At 73.5% G+C, this 16,514-nt stretch carries 14 protein-coding genes and 1 pseudogene; 6 read left to right on the forward strand and 9 right to left on the reverse strand.

Annotation, left to right across the window (positions count from 1 at the left end):
• Window positions 1–15: 15 nt before the first annotated feature.
• On the forward strand, window positions 16–1,473 hold the full coding sequence (locus C7M71_RS26080) for a DUF2079 domain-containing protein (protein ID WP_111491867.1): 1,458 nt from the start codon (window positions 16–18) through the stop codon (window positions 1,471–1,473).
• Between the two features lie 67 nt (window positions 1,474–1,540).
• Here C7M71_RS26080 and C7M71_RS26085 read toward each other — a convergent pair whose 3' ends face one another.
• Genes C7M71_RS26085 through C7M71_RS26095 form a run of 3 tightly spaced genes read right to left on the reverse strand, consistent with a single transcriptional unit; the run spans window position 1,541 to window position 3,670 of the window.
• Window positions 1,541–2,398: an ABC transporter permease gene (locus C7M71_RS26085; protein WP_111491866.1), complete on the reverse strand. Its 858-nt coding sequence runs from the start codon at window positions 2,396–2,398 to the stop codon at window positions 1,541–1,543.
• A complete protein-coding gene (locus tag C7M71_RS26090; RefSeq protein WP_111491865.1) occupies window positions 2,358–3,218 on the reverse strand; it encodes an ABC transporter ATP-binding protein in 861 nt (286 codons plus the stop codon). The genes C7M71_RS26085 and C7M71_RS26090 overlap by 41 nt, the downstream gene beginning before the upstream one ends.
• Window positions 3,215–3,670 carry a MarR family winged helix-turn-helix transcriptional regulator gene (locus C7M71_RS26095; RefSeq protein ID WP_111491864.1) on the reverse strand — a complete coding sequence of 152 codons (456 nt, stop codon included), beginning with the start codon at window positions 3,668–3,670 and terminating at the stop codon, window positions 3,215–3,217. The genes C7M71_RS26090 and C7M71_RS26095 overlap by 4 nt, the downstream gene beginning before the upstream one ends.
• Before the next feature lie 179 nt (window positions 3,671–3,849).
• On the opposite strand from C7M71_RS26095, the gene C7M71_RS26100 reads away from it, so the two are divergent.
• From C7M71_RS26100 to C7M71_RS26115, 4 genes are all read left to right on the forward strand, one after another.
• Window positions 3,850–4,923 carry an alpha/beta hydrolase gene (locus C7M71_RS26100; protein ID WP_111491863.1) on the forward strand — a complete coding sequence of 358 codons (1,074 nt, stop codon included), beginning with the start codon at window positions 3,850–3,852 and terminating at the stop codon, window positions 4,921–4,923.
• A 175-nt stretch (window positions 4,924–5,098) separates the two neighbouring features.
• Window positions 5,099–6,199, forward strand: coding sequence for a serine/threonine-protein kinase (locus C7M71_RS26105; RefSeq protein WP_114914579.1), 1,101 nt, complete (start codon window positions 5,099–5,101; stop codon window positions 6,197–6,199).
• Between the two features lie 202 nt (window positions 6,200–6,401).
• Window positions 6,402–6,899 (forward strand): MarR family winged helix-turn-helix transcriptional regulator, encoded by a 498-nt coding sequence (locus C7M71_RS26110; protein WP_162824384.1) that lies wholly within the window; start codon window positions 6,402–6,404, stop codon window positions 6,897–6,899.
• Between the two features lie 154 nt (window positions 6,900–7,053).
• Window positions 7,054–8,595, forward strand: a complete 1,542-nt coding sequence (locus C7M71_RS26115; RefSeq protein ID WP_111493825.1) for an MDR family MFS transporter — start codon at window positions 7,054–7,056, stop codon at window positions 8,593–8,595.
• 144 nt (window positions 8,596–8,739) lie between these two features.
• Here the strand turns inward: C7M71_RS26115 and C7M71_RS30815 are convergent, their stop codons facing one another.
• Genes C7M71_RS30815 through C7M71_RS26130 form a run of 4 tightly spaced genes read right to left on the reverse strand, consistent with a single transcriptional unit; the run spans window position 8,740 to window position 12,415 of the window.
• Window positions 8,740–8,889 (reverse strand): hypothetical protein, encoded by a 150-nt coding sequence (locus tag C7M71_RS30815; RefSeq protein ID WP_162824385.1) that lies wholly within the window; start codon window positions 8,887–8,889, stop codon window positions 8,740–8,742.
• A gap of 7 nt (window positions 8,890–8,896) precedes the next feature.
• Window positions 8,897–9,556 (reverse strand): hydrolase, encoded by a 660-nt coding sequence (locus C7M71_RS26120; RefSeq protein WP_111493827.1) that lies wholly within the window; start codon window positions 9,554–9,556, stop codon window positions 8,897–8,899.
• Window positions 9,557–9,608: 52 nt separating this feature from the next.
• Window positions 9,609–11,510, reverse strand: coding sequence for an amidohydrolase (locus tag C7M71_RS26125; protein ID WP_111493833.1), 1,902 nt, complete (start codon window positions 11,508–11,510; stop codon window positions 9,609–9,611).
• A 56-nt stretch (window positions 11,511–11,566) separates the two neighbouring features.
• Entirely contained in the window at window positions 11,567–12,415 is an 849-nt protein-coding gene (locus C7M71_RS26130; protein WP_111493829.1) for a M17 family peptidase N-terminal domain-containing protein, read from the reverse strand.
• Window positions 12,416–12,766: 351 nt separating this feature from the next.
• Here C7M71_RS26130 and C7M71_RS26135 point away from each other — a divergent pair.
• Window positions 12,767–14,529, forward strand: a pseudogene (locus tag C7M71_RS26135) (GMC oxidoreductase).
• A 273-nt stretch (window positions 14,530–14,802) separates the two neighbouring features.
• Here the strand turns inward: C7M71_RS26135 and C7M71_RS26140 are convergent.
• Entirely contained in the window at window positions 14,803–15,255 is a 453-nt protein-coding gene (locus C7M71_RS26140) for a YchJ family protein (protein WP_111494175.1), read from the reverse strand.
• A 42-nt stretch (window positions 15,256–15,297) separates the two neighbouring features.
• A complete protein-coding gene (locus tag C7M71_RS26145) occupies window positions 15,298–16,449 on the reverse strand; it encodes an acetate/propionate family kinase (RefSeq protein ID WP_111494173.1) in 1,152 nt (383 codons plus the stop codon).
• Between the last annotated feature and the right edge of the window lie 65 nt (window positions 16,450–16,514).

The raw sequence follows: 16,514 nt of genomic DNA on the forward strand, positions 1-16,514 counted from the left end.
GTCCTGGGGGACCCGATGACCGCCGTTGTGCCCGCGCTCCGCCGCCTGCTGCCGTCCAGGAGCCGACCGGCGGTGCCGGACGGGGACGACACCGCGCGCCAAGGCCCGGCCCGCTGGGCGTGGTGGCCGCATGCGGCCCTCGGCGCCGGGTTCATGGCCGTCTTCTGCGTGATAGCCCTCGCCCGCTACCAGCGGTTCGACGACCAGTCCTGGGACCTGGGCATCTTTGTGCAGGTCGCCCGGGGTTGGGCGGCCCGGCAGATCCCCGTGGTGACCATCAAGGGCGACGGGTACGCCATCCTCGGCGACCACTGGTCCCCGATCCTCGCCGTCCTCGGACCGCTGTGGCGGGTGTGGCCCTCCCCGGTGATGCTGCTGGTGCTCCAGGCAGGGCTGTTCTCCTGGTCCATCGGGATCGTCTCGGAGACCGCCGCCCGGCTCCTCGGCCTCACCCGGGGTCTGCTCGTCGGTGGCGCCTTCGGCCTCTCCTGGGGCCTGCAGAGGGCGGTGGACTTCCAGTTCCACGAGATCGCCTTCGGCGTCCCGCTGATCGCGGTGGTCGCCCGGCAGCTGCTGCTCCGCAACTGGGAGGAGGCCGCCTGGTGGTGCCTGCCGCTGCTGCTGGTCAAGGAGGACATGGGGCTGACCGTGGCGGCGGTCGGCGCGGTGCTGCTGATCAACCGCCGATGGCGGCTGGGGCCGCTGCTGGTCGTCCTGGGCCTGGCCTGGTCCGCGTGCGCCCTGTGGTGGTGGATCCCCCACTTCAACACGGCGGGCAGCTTCGACTACTGGACCAAGCTCCCCGGCACCGGCGGCCAGTCCCTCGACTGGTGGGACCTCGCCCGCTCCATGGTGACCCGGCACACCGTGTGGACGACGGTCGGCTGGCTCGTCGGCGCGACGGCCTTCCTCTGCCTGCGCTCCCCGCTCACCATCCTGGTGCTGCCCACCCTGGCCTGGCGGTTCGCCTCCGACAACGCCACCTACTGGGGCCGGGACTGGCACTACTCCGCCGTGCTGATGCCGGTGCTCTTCCTCGCCGCCGTGGACGGCCTCAACCGCTGCGACCTCTCCCCCCGCCGCTGGATGCGCTCTTGGGCCCGCAACGGGGTGACCGCCATGGTGGCGATAGCCGCGACCTGTACCGTCGCCGCACCGCTGCCCCTCTCGGACCTCGTGGAACCCGCCACCTACCAGGGCGGTGAGCAGGCCGCGGAGCTGCGCGCCGCCGTACGGGTCATCCCCGACGGGGCCACCGTGGAGGCCGCCAACCGCCCGCTGGCCCATCTGGCCGCCCGCTGCCGGGTCTACTGGCCCGGCGGGTCCGTCGCGGTGCCACCGCAGTACATCCTCATCGAATCCGACGACCTCGCCCTCGACGGGCCCGCCTATGGACGGGCGTACCACCCGCAGGCCACCTACCAGACCGTCTTCCACCAGGGCCGGGTCACCGTCGTCCAGCGCATCGGCTAACAGGCACCCGACCCGACCCGACCCGACCCGGCCCGACCCGGCCCGGACCCGATCCGACCCCGCCCGGTCAGCGGGCGAGGCGGCCCAGCAGGGCGGAGGCGGAGGTGATGCCGACGGCGGCGGCGAGGACCAGGACACCGAAGTCGAGGGCCAGATGGGCGTGGATGCCGAGGAGCAGCCCGCGCAGGGCGTCCACCTGGTAGCTCAGCGGGTTGGCCTTGCTGACGGCCTGGAGCCAGCCGGGCATCAGGGCCACCGGGTAGAGGGCGTTGGAGCCGAAGAAGAGCGGCATGGTGATGGCCTGGCCGATGCCCATCAGGCGGTCGCGGGTGAGGACGATCCCGGCGATGGTCATGGAGAGGCAGGAGAAGAAGGCGGAGCCGAGCAGCACCACGGCGACCACGCCGAGCAGCCGCACCGGGTTCCAGGTCAGCGCGACGCCCAGCAGCGCGGCGATGGCGATCACCACCACCGCCTGGACGATCGACTTGACCCCGGCAGCGAACGCCTTGCCGGCCACCAGCGCCGCCCGGGGTGTCGGGGTGACCAGCAGCTTGGTGAGGACGCCGGAGTCCCGCTCCCAAATGATCATGATGCCGTAGAAGATGGCGATGAACATCGCCGACTGGGCGATGATCCCCGGCGCCAGGTAGTCCAGATAGGGGATGCCGCCGGTCGGGATGGCCCTGATCCTGGTGAAGGTCTCGCCGAAGATCAGCAGCCAGAGGGCCGGCTGCACCGCGCGGGTGTACAGCTCGGTCCGGTCGTGGCGCAGCTTCTGCAACTCCACCACGCACATGGCGCCGACCCGGGCCAGGACCAGCCGCCAGGCGGGGCGGGCCCGTGGCGGGACGAAGAGCAGCCGGGGTGCGGCCGAGGTGGACTCAGCCGACGCGCGAGGCGGTGCGGCGGGTGCGTCGGACATCGCGGAAGTCCTCTCCTCCGAGGTTGTCGAGGCCGCTGTCGGCGAAGTGGCGGAAGACGTCCTCCAGGGTGGGCTGCCGGTCGCTGCCCTCGGCCCGGCCCAGCTCCGCCTTGAGCTGCTCCGGGGTGCCCAGGGCCCGTATCCGGCCCAGGTGCATCAGCGCGACCCGGTCGCAGTACTGGTCGGCCTCGTCCATGTAGTGGGTGGTGACCAGTACGGTCATCCCGGTGGCGGCGCGGACCTCGGTGATCCGCTCCCAGACGCTGGTCCGGGCGATCGGGTCCAGGCCGATCGTGGGCTCGTCGAGGATCAGCAGCCGGGGCGCGCTGACCAGCGCCTGGGCCAGTTCGAGGCGGCGGACCATGCCGCCGGAGTAGGTGGCCGCCATCCGGTCGGCGACCTCGGTCAGCCCGACCGCCTCCAGCGCCTCGGCGACGCGCTCGGCCCGCTCGCGGCGGGGTATGTCGAAGACCCGGGCGAAGAGCGAGACATTCTCCCGCCCGGTCAGCGCGGAGTCGGCGGAGAGCTGCTGCGGTACGTAGCCGAGCAGCCGCCGCACCGCCATCTTCTGCCGGGCGGCGTCGCGGCCGAAGACCCTGACCATCCCGGCGGGGACCGGCAGCAGGGTGGTGATGACGCGGATAGCGGTGGTCTTGCCCGCGCCGTTGGGGCCGAGCAGGCCGAAGACCTCTCCCTCGGTGACCGACAGGTCCACCCCGTCGACGGCTCTGGTACCGCCGAAGGAGTATTCCAGACCGGTGCAGCTGACCGCGTCCGTCCCGGCGGGCGGGTCGGCGGTGGATCCGGACGGTGTGCTCATGGCGCCTCCACCTCTTCGTGGAGCCCCGCGGCGAGCCGCCGCAGGGCCGGCAGTGCGGCAGTCAGCGCGGCCCGGTCCTGCTCGGGCAGCCGGGCCACCTGCCTGCTGATCAGGGCGGTCCGCCGGTCCTCCCAGGCACGCAGCCTGGCGACGGCCTCCGGGGCCGGCCGCAGCAGGGCCGCCCTGCGGTCCGCCGGGTCGGTCTCGCGTACCAGCAGCCCGGCCGCCACCAGCTGGTTGACCAGGGTGGAGACCGAGTTGTCCGCCAATCGGAGCTCCCTGGCCGCAGCGGACACCCGCAGTCCGGGGTTGGCCTCCACCAGGCGCAGCAGCTCCACCTGGGCACCCCGCAGCGGCGGTCCGGTCAGCCCGTGCCGCAGTCGGCGCCGCAGCAGCCGCTGGATACCGGAGAGGAGACCCGACAGCTCGGTGGGAAGGTCCACGGAGGCCACTCCGCCATTTTAGCTCTCAATGAGAGGCAATCGGGAGGGCCGGGCGCGTTCGATGATGCGAAGAGCGGCGGTCCGGGTTTCGATGGGTCCATGCCGTACACGCACCCCGGGCCGCCCGCACCGGCCGGCCGCCTGCCCTGCTCCGGGGGTGCCCGGACCGGCGGGGGAGCGGCCGTCGGATGAGTCTGACCGGGGGTGCCTTCTTCGCCACGCTGATCGTCCTCTGCATCCTGGCGGTGGCGGCCACGGCCGTGGTCGCTCCGCGCATCCCGGGGCCGCGCGCGGTGGCCGTGCTCGGCCGGCTGCTGATGGTGGCGCTCTGCCAGCTGATCGCGGTCGCCGTGGTGGCGGTGTGGATCAACAACAGCTTCGGTCTCTACACCTCCTGGTCGGATCTGTTCGGCACCAACAGCGGGGCCTCGCTCACCACCGGTCCGATGGCCGGTCCGCCGATCCGCTCGGCCACCTTCACCCGGGGCCCGCGCGGGGTGCTGCACACCTATGTGCACGGCTCCGCCTCCAAGCTCGCCGGGCAGGTCCTGGTGTGGACGCCGCCCCAGTACGACCAGCCCGCGTACCGGAACACCCGGTTCCCGGTGGTGACGCTGCTGCACGGCATCCCCGGCTCCCCGGAGTCCTGGATCGACGCCGGAGGCATGCCCCGGGCGGTGCAGAACCTGCTGGCCGAGGGCCGCGTCCGCCCGTTCATCCTGGCGATCCCGACCATCGACCCGGGCCGGGTCAACACGGACTGCAGCGACGTGGGCGCGATCAGGACCGCGACCTGGCTGGCGAAGGACGTCCCGGCCCTGATGGACCAGCGCTTCCGCACCCTGCCGACCGCCCGTGGCCGGGCGCTGCTGGGCCTCTCCACCGGAGGCTTCTGCGCCGTCAAACTCCCCTTGCAATACCCGCACATCTTCGCCACCGGGGCTGCGATGTCCCCGGATCCCCTGGACGGAGACCCCGATGCGCTGCCCGACCCCGCGCTGCGCGCCCTCAACAGCCCCCAGCAGATCATCCGCCACAGCCACCCCGCCGTGTCGCTCTTCCTGGCCACCACCCTCCAGGACCACTACAGCAAGCCCGCCGACATCGAGCGGTTCCATCGGTCGGCCCGCCTTCCGACCAAGGTCAGCACGCTGCTGCTGGCCAGCGGCGGCCACAACTTCGGTACCTGGCAGCGAATGTACGCCACCGTGCTGCCCTGGATCAGCGCCCGCCTGGCCGCAGCCTCGCCGCCGCCGAGGTGAACGACGCCACCGCACCCGGCGGACGGCCTCCGGGGGAGCCGCGCGGACGGAACCACCCTCGAAGGTCTGTACGCTGAAGATCGCCGCGGCACCCCGCCGCGCCCTGGTGGCCGTCTTCGGGGTCAACAGGCCCGCGGCTGTCGAGCCGGCGGAAGTGGAGTCAGGAGGCATCCGGGTGCTGGTGGCAGATCGGTACCGGCTGGACGTGGCCATCGGCCGCGGCGGGATGGGCGAGGTCTGGCGGGCGCACGACGAGGTCCTGGGCCGCCCGGTGGCCGTCAAGCTGATGCTTGCCGGCGACTCCGACGAGGAGGCCGCGGCCCGTTTCCGCCTGGAGGCGCAGACGGCCGCCCGGCTGCACCACCCGCAGGTGGTGACGGTGTTCGACTTCGGTGCCTGGCACGACCGCTTCTACCTGGTGATGGAGCTGGTCGAGGGCATCAGCCTGGCCCAGGAGCTGGAGGCGCACGGCCCGCTCGCGCTGGACCGGGTCGCCGATGTCGCCGCGCAGGGGGCCGCCGGGCTGGCCGCCGCCCACCGCCAGGGGGTGATCCACCGCGACATCAAGCCCGGCAACCTGATGCGGAGCACTGACGGGACCGTCAAGATCGCCGACTTCGGCATCGCCCGGTTCGCCGACGACGCCTCGGCGGCGCTCACCGGCGTCGGCCAGATCGTGGGCACCAGCCTGTACCTGGCCCCCGAGCGGGCGCTCGGGCGGCCCGCCGGGCCCGGCTCCGATGTGTATGCGCTCGGCTGCGTCCTCTATCAACTGCTGGTCGGCGAGCCCCCGTTCCAGGCGGACACCGCCGCCGGGGTGCTCCATCTCCATGTGGGCACCGAGCCGGCGCCGCCGTCCTGGCGGTGCCCGCAACTGCCCGGCGCCTTCGAGGGCTATCTGCTGCGGATGCTGGCCAAGCAGCCCGAGCAGCGGCCCGCCGCCCAGGAGGTGGCCGACTGGTTCTCCACCCCGGCCTGGCGCGGCGGTGCGCAGCAGGCGGCGGCGCCCGCCGGAGCCGGGGCGGCGACGGTGTACGCACTGCCGAGGAGCGGTCGCCAGGCCCCGGCCGCCCGCCAGGCGCCGGCCTCCGGCACCCGCCGGGCCGCCCCGCGCGGGCGGCGGAGCAGCCCCGCGCGGCGGCAGCAGTCGGCGGAGTCGCTGCATCTGCGGTTGCGGGCGCAGATGCGGCGGCACAAGGCGCTGACCATCGGGATCGCGGGAGCCGTGGCCATGGCGGTCTCGGCGCTGCTCAGCATGGCCTGGTTCACCCCCTGACCTGACGCGCGGCGGAAGGCCGCACCCCGGGAGACCGGGGTGCGGCCTTCGGCATGTCCGGCTGCGATCGGTCGGCCGCAAGCGGAAGTGACCGGAAGTGGCCGGAAGTGACCGGGAACACATGGGAACGCTTCCCTCCTGATCGTTGCCTCGGGCAACCACTGGTATGGTTGCCTCAGGCAACCAAAGTGGGAGTTGTTCGATGACGAGGAAGCGAGTCCTGGCCGAGCTCTCGGAGGAGCTCAAGGCCATCACCCTGCTCCGCCGCCAACTGGACCGCCCGGTCTCGCCGGGTACCAAAGCCGGCGTGGCCATGCTCGGCGTACTGAACCGACACGGGGAGATGCGCGTGGTCGAACTCGCCGAACACCTCTGCCTCGACATGTCGGTGGTCAGCCGTCAGCTGGCCCACATCGAGCAGCTGGGCCTGGCCGTCCGCCGACCCAACCCCACCGACGGGCGCTCCTGCCTGGTCAGCCCGACCGACGCCGGACGCGAGGTCGTCGCGGAGGTCAGCCGGACCCATGTCCGGCAGCTGGCCGACGCCACGGCGACCTGGGACCGGGCCGACCTGGACGCGCTGGCCGCTCTGCTCGGCCGGCTGCGCCAGGAGCTGGCGCACGCCCCGCTCCGCCCGACGGCGGCCCTGCGCGGGGAGGTCGAGGGCGCAGACGCGCTCCCGCAGACCGCGCCCCGCTGACCGCACCGCCCGCCCCGGCCCACCCCGGCCGCACCGCCCCGACCGACCATCACCGCACACCCGCCGACCCCGGCGGGACGAAGGGAATCCCAACGTGGCCCAGCAACCCGCCACAGCACCGTCGGAGACGGAGGCCCCCGACTCGGCGGCGCCCATGACACACCGGCAGATCATGGAGGCCCTCTCCGGTCTCCTGCTCGGCCTGTTCGTGGCGATCCTGTCGAGCACCGTGGTCTCCAACGCGCTGCCGCGCATCGTGACCGACCTGCACGGCAGCCAGTCCGCCTACACCTGGGTGGTCACCGCCACCCTGCTGGCCACCACCGTCTCCACCCCCATCTGGGGCAAGCTCGCCGACCTGACCAGCAAGAAGCTGCTGATCCAGCTCTCCCTGGCGGTCTTCATCGCGGGCTCCGCGCTGGCCGGACTCTCCCACAACACCGGCATGCTGATCAGCTGCCGGGTGGTGCAGGGCCTGGGCGCCGGTGGACTGACCGCGCTGGCCCAGGTCATCCTGGCGACGATGATCCCGCCCCGCGAGCGCGGCAAGTACAACGGCTACCTCGGCGCGGTCATGGCCATCGGCACCATCGGCGGCCCGCTGCTCGGCGGCGTCATCGTGGACACCTCCTGGCTCGGCTGGCGCTGGTGCTTCTACGTCGGCGTGCCGTTCGCCGTCGCCGCCCTGATCGTGCTCCAGCGCACCCTCAAGCTCCCGGTGGTCCGGCGCGAGGTCACGGTCGACTACCTCGGCTCGGTGCTGGTCAGCGCGGCGGTCAGCCTGCTGCTGATCTGGGTCTCGCTGGCCGGCAGCAGCTTCGCCTGGGGCTCCTGGCAGACCGCCGCCATGGTCGGCGGCGCGGTGCTGCTGGCGGTGCTCTTCGTCCTGGTGGAACTGCGCGCCGCCGAGCCGATCATCCCGATGCACCTCTTCCGCGAGCGCACTGTCACCCTGTCGGTGGTGGCCAGCCTCGCGGTCGGTACGGCGATGTTCGGCGCCACCGTCTTCCTCAGCCAGTACTACCAGATCAGCCGGGGCAAGTCGCCGACGATCTCCGGTGTGATGACGCTGCCGATGATCGCCGGACTCTTCCTCTCCTCGACCGTCGTCGGCCGCCTGATCACCGCCACCGGGCGCTGGAAGCGCTATCTGCTGATCGGCGGCGCGCTGCTCACCGTGGGCTTCGCCCTGATGGGCACCGTCCGGGCGGACACCTCGCTGGTCCTGCTGGGCGTCTATATGTTCCTGGTCGGCACCGGCGTCGGCATGACGATGCAGAACCTGGTGCTCGCCGTGCAGAACACCGTGCCCATGCACGAACTGGGCGCCGCCAGCTCCGTGGTCGCCTTCTTCCGCACCATGGGCGGCGCCATCGGGGTCTCGGCACTCGGCGCGGTCCTCGGTGCCCACGTCAAGACCTACACCGCCGACGGCCTGACCGCCCTGGGCGTCACGACCGGCGGCGGCAGCGGCTCGCTGCCCGATGTGCACACCCTGCCCGCCCCCATCGCCCGTGTGGTCGAGTCCGCGTACGGGCACGCCTCCGGTGACATCTTCCTGATCGCCGCGCCCATCGCGCTGCTCTCCCTGGTCGCCATGGCGTTCATCAAGGAGGTCCCGCTGCGTACGGCCCAGAGCCCGGAGCAGCCCACCGAGGAGAAGGCCGCCGCCGCCTCCACGGCCGCCCAGGGCTGACCAAGCCCCCGCCCGACTCGGCGGCCCAGCGGCCAGGGGACAGGCCGGGCCGCCGACGGCGCACCCAGGGCATCGGTGCGCCGTCCCCGGGGCCGGGCCGGACGGTGTCGACACCGTCCGGCCCGGCCCCCTCCGGATGCCGCGCTAGCGAGGGAGGGGGTGCCCAGCAGGACGATCGCCGCCCCGATCAGCGGAGACGGGCGAGGGCCCCGCGACCCAGCGCACGATCGTGACCACGGCGAAGAGCAGCACAAACGCCAGCAGGAACTCCAGCGCGCTGTTCCGGACGATCACCGCCGGATCAGCGGGCGGTCTGGTCGAACATCGCGTGGGCGTAGACCACTCCCAGCCCATAGGCCCCGGCATGGGCCTCGACGACCTCCATGACGGCGTCATAGGTCTCGGTGCGGCCCCAGTCGCGCTGCCACTCCAGCAGGGTGGTCAGCCAGGTCACCGGCACGATGCCGTGCTGCACCATCCGCTTGACCGCGTTCTGGTGCGCCTCGACCGACACCCCGCCGCAGGCGTCGGTGGAGACGTACACCGCATAGCCCTGATCCACGGCGGAGAGCGAGGCGAGCGCGACGCACACCTCGGTCCACAGTCCGGCCAGCACGATCCTGGAGCGGCCGGTCGCCTTGACGGCCTCCACCACCCTGGGGTCCTCCCAGCAGTTCATGGTGGTGCGGTCGATGGGCTGGGTGTCGGGGAAGAGCTCCGCCAGCGGCGGGAGCAGCGGACCGGAGAAGGTCTTGGAGGCCACCGTGGTCAGCACGACCGGTACGCCGAAGACCCGGGCCGCCTTGGCGAGGCCCACGGTGGCGTTGATGATGTCGGCCCGGTCGGCGCTGGTGGTGCCGAAGAACATCTGGGGCTGGTGGTCGACCAGCAGCACCACACTGTCGTCGGGACTGAGCAGCGTCTTGGCGGGGTCGGCCCGCACGCTTGCGATGTTCACCATGAGGTCTCGCCTTCCGTTCGGTCGGGGTGGTGGGAGAGATGCGGCGCGGGGGTCACAGGACGAAGCAGGAGTCGAAGAGTTCGGCGGCGGGGGAGCCGTCCCCGGCGAAGCCCCGTGCCACCCGCCACTGGCGGTGCTCCTCGGATTCGGCCGCGGCCTCGACCACGGCCCGCGCCTGGCGGACTCCGGAGGCCGTGCTGGGTGGCAGCGTCCGGTGGTACCCGCCGAAGTGGGCGACCGGACTCCAGGACGGCTCCAGCGCGGGCAGGGGTGCGGCCAGGCCCTCGAACTCACCGGCGGCGTGGACGATCCGGCCGCCGACGACGGTCAGCAGCGACTCGATATGGGAGATGTCCTCCTCCGGCACCGAGAAGTAGTCGTCCGAGAGCACCGCCAGGTCGCCGTAGTGGCCCTCCCTGAGGACGCCCTTGACGTCACCCTCGCCGCTGAGTTCGGCGCCGGCGGCGGTGTACATCCGCAGTGCCGTCGCCCGGTCGACCCGGTTCTCCGGCGACGCCAGCGGACGGCCGCCCACGGTGCGGCCGCGTACCAGCCACTCCAGGGAGAGCCAGGGGTTGTAGCTGGAGACCCGGGTGGCGTCGGTGCCCGCCGCCACCAGCAGGCCGCGGTCCAGCATCTGCCGGATCGGCGGTGCGCCGCCCGCGCGGGCCGCGCCATAGCGGTCGGCGAAGGCGCTGCCCTGGAACATCATCCGGTTCTGGATGGAGAGGGCGCCGCCCATCGCGGCGATGCGGTCCAGGCTCTCCTGCGACACCGTCTCGGCGTGGTCGAAGAACCAGGGCACCCCGCGCGGGAACCCGCCGTCCGCAGCCACCTTGTCGAAGACCCCGAGGTCGGCCCGGATGGTCTCCTCATAGGTGGCGTGCAGACGGAAGCCCCAACCGTTGTCCAGCAGCAGCCGCACCGCAGCTTCGAGTTCGCTGTCGGCCTGCCCGGGGCGCAGCGGCCGGGGCTCGGTGAAGTTCTCGTAGTCCGCAGGCGACCAGGCGAGGTTCTCCCCGGCGCCGTTCAGCCGCAGCCAGGCGTCGCCGTCGCCCGGCCGTACCGTGCCGATCCAGCGCCGCAGGTCGTCCAGCTCCTGACCGGCGGTCTGCGGGAAGAGGTGGTAGGCGATCCGCAGGGTGAGCAGGCCCTGCTCGGCGAGGGCCATCACCGCCGCGTAGTTCTCGGGGAAGTTCTGGAAGCCGCCCCCGGCGTCGATCGCGCTGGTGAGGCCGAACCGGTTGAGCTCCCGCAGGAAGTGGCGGGTGGAGTCGATCTGCTCCCGGTCCGACAGCCGGGGGCCCTTGGCGAGCGAGGAGTACAGCAGTCCGGCGGCGGGCGAGGCCAGCAGCACACCGGTGGGCTCCCCGGAGTGGTCCCGGACGATCTCGCCCCCGGGGGGAGGCACGCTCTCCTTGGTGAGGCCGATGGCGCGTACGGCGGCCCGGTTGAGGATCGCCGACTGGTACAGGTGCAGGACGAAGACCGGGGTGTCCGGGGCAGCCGCGTTCAGCTCGGAGACCGTGGGCAGGCGGCGTTCGGCGAACTGCTCGCCGGTCCAGCCGCCCACCACCCGCACCCACTGGCCGCTGGGCGTGCGCCCGGCCTGCTCGCGCAGCATCCACAGGGCGGTGCGCAGCGAGGGGACACCGTCCCACCGCAGTTCCAGGAGGTAGTTGACGCCCCCGCGGATCACATGCAGATGCGAGTCGTTGAGACCGGGGATGACGCGCCGGTTGAGCGCGTCGACCACCCGGGTCCCGGGCCCCACGCAGCAGGCGATGTCCTGGTCGTCGCCCACCCGGACGATCCGGCCGTCGCGGACGGCGACCGCTGCGGCGGACGGCCGGGCCGGATCGCCGGTGTGCACGCGGCCGTTGCGGAGGACCAGGTCGGCCGGTTCCCGGGCGCTCGGGTCGGGGACGATTCCGCCCACCGGCATGGTGTTGATCACGGGTCCACTCCAGGGCGGGGAGGCCGGGGCAGCCGCCGCCGCCCCGGTGGGGGTCAGGTGCGGCAGCCGCCGGCCGTCGGGCCGGTCGTGCCGAAGGGTGCGGCGCTGCGGCGGCCCACCGTCGCGCTGGCCGTCTTCACCGCCGGGCCCACCGCGGCGACCACGCCGGAGTAGTAGGCGGCACCGGCCTCGTAGTACCAGTGCTTGAGGGCGAAGCAGGGCGCCAGGCCCTGCCGCTGCAAGCGGGCCTCGGTGTCATAGGCGAGGATCGCGCCCCCCATCACCGCCGCCGCCACCTGGTCGGTGCCCAGCCGGGAGAAGTTCTGGTCGCGGAGCGTGGGTGCGAAGGACACCGTGGCGGCCCGCATCCGTACCGCCTCGCGGGCGACCACCGCGCCCACATCGGCCAGCAGCCTCAGCGACGCCCGCCTGGCGTCGCCCAGGCCGACGATGAGCAGCCGCCGGGCGGCGAGGGCCCCCGGCGGCGGGGTCAGCACCAGCGTCTCCAGGGCGGCGGCCCGGAACTGCCCCCGGCCGCGCACCGAGCCGAGCGTGCCGCCCAGGCGCTTGTCGAGTTCCGTCATCGACCCGGTGAACGCCTGGTGCGAGGCCGCGTTGAAGAGGGTGACGACCTGGAGGTCGGCGGGCTGTGCGTCAGGAGCGATCTCCTTCACGGTGATCGGCAGCCCATGCGGCGAGGCGAAGGTCGTCTGCGGTACCGGGGCGGAGGGCCGGGCCACCGGGCGGTGCTGCGCGGTGGGCCGGTGCTGTGCCGTGGGCCGGTGCTGCGCGGTGGGCTGCGCTTCGAGGGCCGTCGCCGAGGCGGCGCAGCCGGTGGCCAGTACGGACAGGGCTACGACAAGCGCCGCCGTTGACCGGCGCGGCTCGTGCGGTCGAGGCATCGATGCTCCGAAGGTCTAGGTGGCCGGGTCTTCGGGACGTGCCGCATCCGGCCTCATACGACCAGGGGCATATCGGGGCGAATCCCTGTTCGGAGACTAGCCGCGCCCCGGGGGTCGGGCATCCGGGCTGCCCGTCGCCTGGCCGGGGCGGTACGGCTGGGCATGGTCGGCGGCCTTGCCCATGCGGTCACCCATGGTCGAACATCTGTGGGTATCGGCTCCGCCGGGCGGGTGAACCGGCCCGCCGCTGCCCGTGCGTGGACGCGGAGTGCGCCCGGCGGAACGGGTTGCCCGCCCGGTCGTTGAAGGGGAGTGCCCGCTGCCGTCGCCGACCCGGGAGGACCCGCTGCCATGACCGATCCGCCCGGGAGCGGCCCCGACTACGACGTGGTCGTCATCGGCTCCGGCTTCGGCGGGGCGGTCTCCGCCCTGCGCCTCACCGAGAAGGGCTACCGGGTCGCCGTCCTCGAAGCGGGCCGCCGCTTCACCCGCGACACCCTGCCCACCAGCTCCTGGGACCTGCGCAACTACCTCTGGGCCCCGCGCCTGGGCCTCTACGGCATCCAGCGCATCCACCTGCTGCGCAAGGTCATGGTGCTGGCCGGGGCCGGAGTGGGCGGCGGCTCGCTCAACTACGGCAACACCCTCTATATGCCGCCGCCCGCCTTCTTCCGGGACCGCCAGTGGGCCCACATCACCGACTGGCAGCGGGAGTTGGCCCCCTTCTACGACCAGGCCCGGCGGATGCTCGGCGTCCGGCCCAACCCCACCACCACCCCCGCCGATGTGCACCTCAGGGCCGCCGCCGAGCGGATGGGCGTGGGCGACACCTTCCACCACACGCCGGTCGGCGTCTTCTTCGGCGACGGCCGGGACGCCGACGGCGCGGCCCGGGCCGAGCCCGGCGCCGAGGTGGACGACCCGTACTTCGGCGGCGCCGGGCCCCGGCGGCGGGCCTGCACCGAGTGCGGCGAGTGCCTGACCGGCTGCCGGAGCGGAGCCAAGAACACCCTCACCGAGAACTACCTCCACCTCGCCGAGCGGGCCGGGGCCGAGATCCACCCGCTCACCACCGCCACCGCCGTAGAGGAGGACGGCCGGGGCGGCTTCGAGGTCACCACCGTGCCCACCGACCGCCGCCGCAGCGGACCGCGCCGGGTCCTGCGCTGCCACCGGGTCGTGCTCGCCGCAGGCACCTACGGCACCCAGACCCTGCTGCACCGGATGCGCGACGAGGGCCGGCTGCCGCACCTCTCCGCACGGCTCGGCGAACTCACCCGTACCAACTCCGAAGCGCTCGTCGGAGCGCTCACCTGGCCCCGCCGCTACCGGCGCACCCCCGGCCGGGCCGCCGCCGACCCCGATTTCACGCGGGGCGTCGCCATCACCTCCTCCATCCACCCCAACGGCACCACCCATATCGAGTCCGTCCGCTACGGCCGGGGCTCCAATCTGATGGCCCTGCTCTGCGTGCCCCAGTACCCGTCCGACAGCCGCCTGCCCAGGCTGCTCGCCGCCGCCCTCCAATTCCTGCGCCACCCCGTCCTGGTGGCCCGCACCGCCACCACCCGCCGGTGGTCCGAACGCACCCTCATCGGCCTGGTCATGCAGACCCACGACAACTCCCTCACCACCCGCCGCAGAACCCGCCGCCCCGGCCGGGGCCTGCTCACCGCCGAACAGGGCCACGGCGCCCCCAACCCCGTTCACATCCCGGAAGGCGCCCAGGCGGCCCGGCTGCTCGCCGACGAGATCAACGGCTTCCCCGGTACCAACCTCGGCGAAGTCCTCGGCACCCCGCTGACCGCCCACTTCCTGGGCGGCTGCCCGATCGGCGACTCCCCGGACCACGGGGTCATCGACCCGTACCACCGGCTGCACGGCCATCCCGGCATCTCCGTGGTCGACGGCTCAGCCGTCTCGGCCAACCCCGGCGTCAACCCGTCCCTCACCATCACCGCCCAGGCCGAGCGAGCGATGTCACTCTGGCCCAACAACGGCGACCCGGACCCCCGCCCCGCCCCCGGCCACCCCTACCTCCCGGTCCGCCCTGTCCCCCGCGAACCCCCGCCGTCCCGGCCCACGCCCATGGGGCCCTGCGGCTCTCCCCGTGACCCCGCCCGACGCCCCGGCCACCCCTACCTCCCGGTCCGCCCCCTCCCCCCACGCACCCCCGCCGTCCCCGCCCACGCCCCCTTCCGACTCACCGGCATCGGCCGGACACAGCTCAGAGCACCTGGGAATCGACCAGGAGCGCTGCCTCGGCGACATCGGGATCGGCATGCGTTCGCCACCGCTCCAGCTCGGTCCGCCACGGCCTGGTCCACTCGGCGGCGCGTCCGGCGGAGTCAAGGACCTCCACCTCGCCCGGGGACGCGCCGTGCGGGTCAGTCGGAGACGACCCCGTCGAGGTAGACCCAGGCGCCGTCGTGGCGGACGAAGCGGCTCTGCTCGTGGAGTTCGCCGGTGCGGCCGCGCTCGGCCCAGTGGGCGCGGAACTCCACGGTGCCCTCGGTGTGGAAGGGGCCGCCGCCGGTGGAGCCGAGGATGTCCAGGCGGACCCAGCGCAGGGCGGGGTCGGCGCCGATGGCGGGCGGGCGGGTGGTGGGGTGCCAGCTGCGGAGCAGATAGGCGTCGTCGTGGACGGCGAAGGCGCTGAACCGGGACCGCATCAGCTGCTCCGGGGTGGCCGCCGTGGCCTCGCCCCGGTGCAGCCGCCCGCAGCAGGCGTCATAGGCGGCGGGCAGCCCGCAGGGGCAGTCGCGCGGAGCGCCATCGGGTGCGTTGCGGGAGGCGGTGCGGGAGGCGGACTGGTGGGGGCGCCGGGTGCGTCGGGACATGGGTGCCATTGTGGCGGAGCGCCCGGCAGGCGCGTCGGGCGGTCAGGCCGGGGCGGCCTGGCGGCGGAGGACCGCCCGGGTCTCGGCGGCCACCTGCCGGGTCTCGCCGGTGGGCACCACCACGACCGGCACGGCGGCCCCGGCGGCGGAGACCGCCACGGCGGCGGTGCGCAGCAGGGTGTCGGGGGACGGTACGGCGAGGCCGCCGCGCAGGCCCAGCAGGGGGAGGCCGGCGCAGACCTCCTCGCGTACCTCGGGCTGGTCCTCGCCGATCTCGCCGGTGAAGACCAGCGCGTCCAGGCGGTCCAGCGAGGCGGCCACGGCGGCGATGCCCCGCCGGCAGTGGTGGGTGAAGACGTCCAGGGCCAGGGCGGCGCGCGGGTCGCCGGCGGTGCGGGCGCGTACCAGGTCGCGGGTGTCGTCGGAGGTGCCGGAGAGGGCGAGCAGCCCGGAGCGGTGGTTGAGGGCGTCGTCGAGTTCGGCGGCGGTCAGGTCGTGGCGGGTCTGGAGCCAGGTCAGCGCGCCGGGGTCGACGGTGCCGCTGCGGTGGCTCATCACCAGGCCCTCCAGCGGGGTGAAGCCCATGGTGGTGTCCACGCTGCGGCCGTCCCGTACGGCGGTGGCCGAGCAGCCCCCGCCGAGGTGGGCCATGACCAGCCGGAGCCGCGCGGCGGGGCGGCCCAGCAGCTCGGCGGTGCGGGCCAGGGCCCAGCTGTACGACAGGCCGTGGAAGCCGTAGCGCCGCACCCCGTACCGTGCGCGCCAGGTCTCCGGGACGGCGTACTCGCGGGCGGCGGGCGGCAGTCCGGTGTGGAAGACGGTGTCGAAGCAGGCGACATGGGGGATGTCGGGCAGCAGGCGGCGGGCGGTGTCCAGCACGGCCAGGGCGGGTGGCAGATGCAGCGGGGCCAGGTCGGCGGCCTCCGCCAGTTCGGCCCGTACCCGGTCGTCGACCCGGGTGTGCGCATGCAGCTGCGGGCCGCCGTGGACGATGCGGTGCCCGGCGGCGGTGACGGCCGGTGACCGGGCGAGCAGAGCGCGCAGCTCGTCGGCGGTCTCCGGGCCGGGCGGCCGGTCGGTGTCGTGGCGGGCGGCCACCGTGCCGTCGGGGCGGTACACGGTCAGGTGCAGGCTGGAGGAGCCGGCGTCCAGCACCAGGACGGCGCCGTCCGCCGGGCGGCGGGTCGGTTCCATGGGCAGCTCCGGTGGAGGGCGGGTCCGGGGGCGGGTGCCCCGGGGACCGGCGGTGAAACCGTCCC

It is taken from the genome of Peterkaempfera bronchialis (genome assembly GCF_003258605.2).
Classification (GTDB): domain Bacteria; phylum Actinomycetota; class Actinomycetes; order Streptomycetales; family Streptomycetaceae; genus Peterkaempfera; species Peterkaempfera bronchialis.

What these genes read in the sequence shown, in the direction of transcription:
- C7M71_RS26080 (WP_111491867.1), top strand. Translation starts at nt 16, where the DNA reads ATGACCGCCGTTGTGCCCGCGCTCCGCCGCCTGCTGCCGTCCAGGAGC.
- C7M71_RS26085 (WP_111491866.1), bottom strand. Translation starts at nt 2,398, where the DNA reads ATGTCCGACGCACCCGCCGCACCGCCTCGCGCGTCGGCTGAGTCCACC.
- C7M71_RS26090 (WP_111491865.1), bottom strand. Translation starts at nt 3,218, where the DNA reads ATGAGCACACCGTCCGGATCCACCGCCGACCCGCCCGCCGGGACGGAC.
- C7M71_RS26100 (WP_111491863.1), top strand. Translation starts at nt 3,850, where the DNA reads ATGAGTCTGACCGGGGGTGCCTTCTTCGCCACGCTGATCGTCCTCTGC.
- C7M71_RS26110 (WP_162824384.1), top strand. Translation starts at nt 6,402, where the DNA reads ATGACGAGGAAGCGAGTCCTGGCCGAGCTCTCGGAGGAGCTCAAGGCC.
- C7M71_RS26115 (WP_111493825.1), top strand. Translation starts at nt 7,054, where the DNA reads ATGACACACCGGCAGATCATGGAGGCCCTCTCCGGTCTCCTGCTCGGC.
- C7M71_RS26120 (WP_111493827.1), bottom strand. Translation starts at nt 9,556, where the DNA reads ATGGTGAACATCGCAAGCGTGCGGGCCGACCCCGCCAAGACGCTGCTC.
- C7M71_RS26130 (WP_111493829.1), bottom strand. Translation starts at nt 12,415, where the DNA reads ATGCCTCGACCGCACGAGCCGCGCCGGTCAACGGCGGCGCTTGTCGTA.
- C7M71_RS26140 (WP_111494175.1), bottom strand. Translation starts at nt 15,255, where the DNA reads ATGTCCCGACGCACCCGGCGCCCCCACCAGTCCGCCTCCCGCACCGCC.
- C7M71_RS26145 (WP_111494173.1), bottom strand. Translation starts at nt 16,449, where the DNA reads ATGGAACCGACCCGCCGCCCGGCGGACGGCGCCGTCCTGGTGCTGGAC.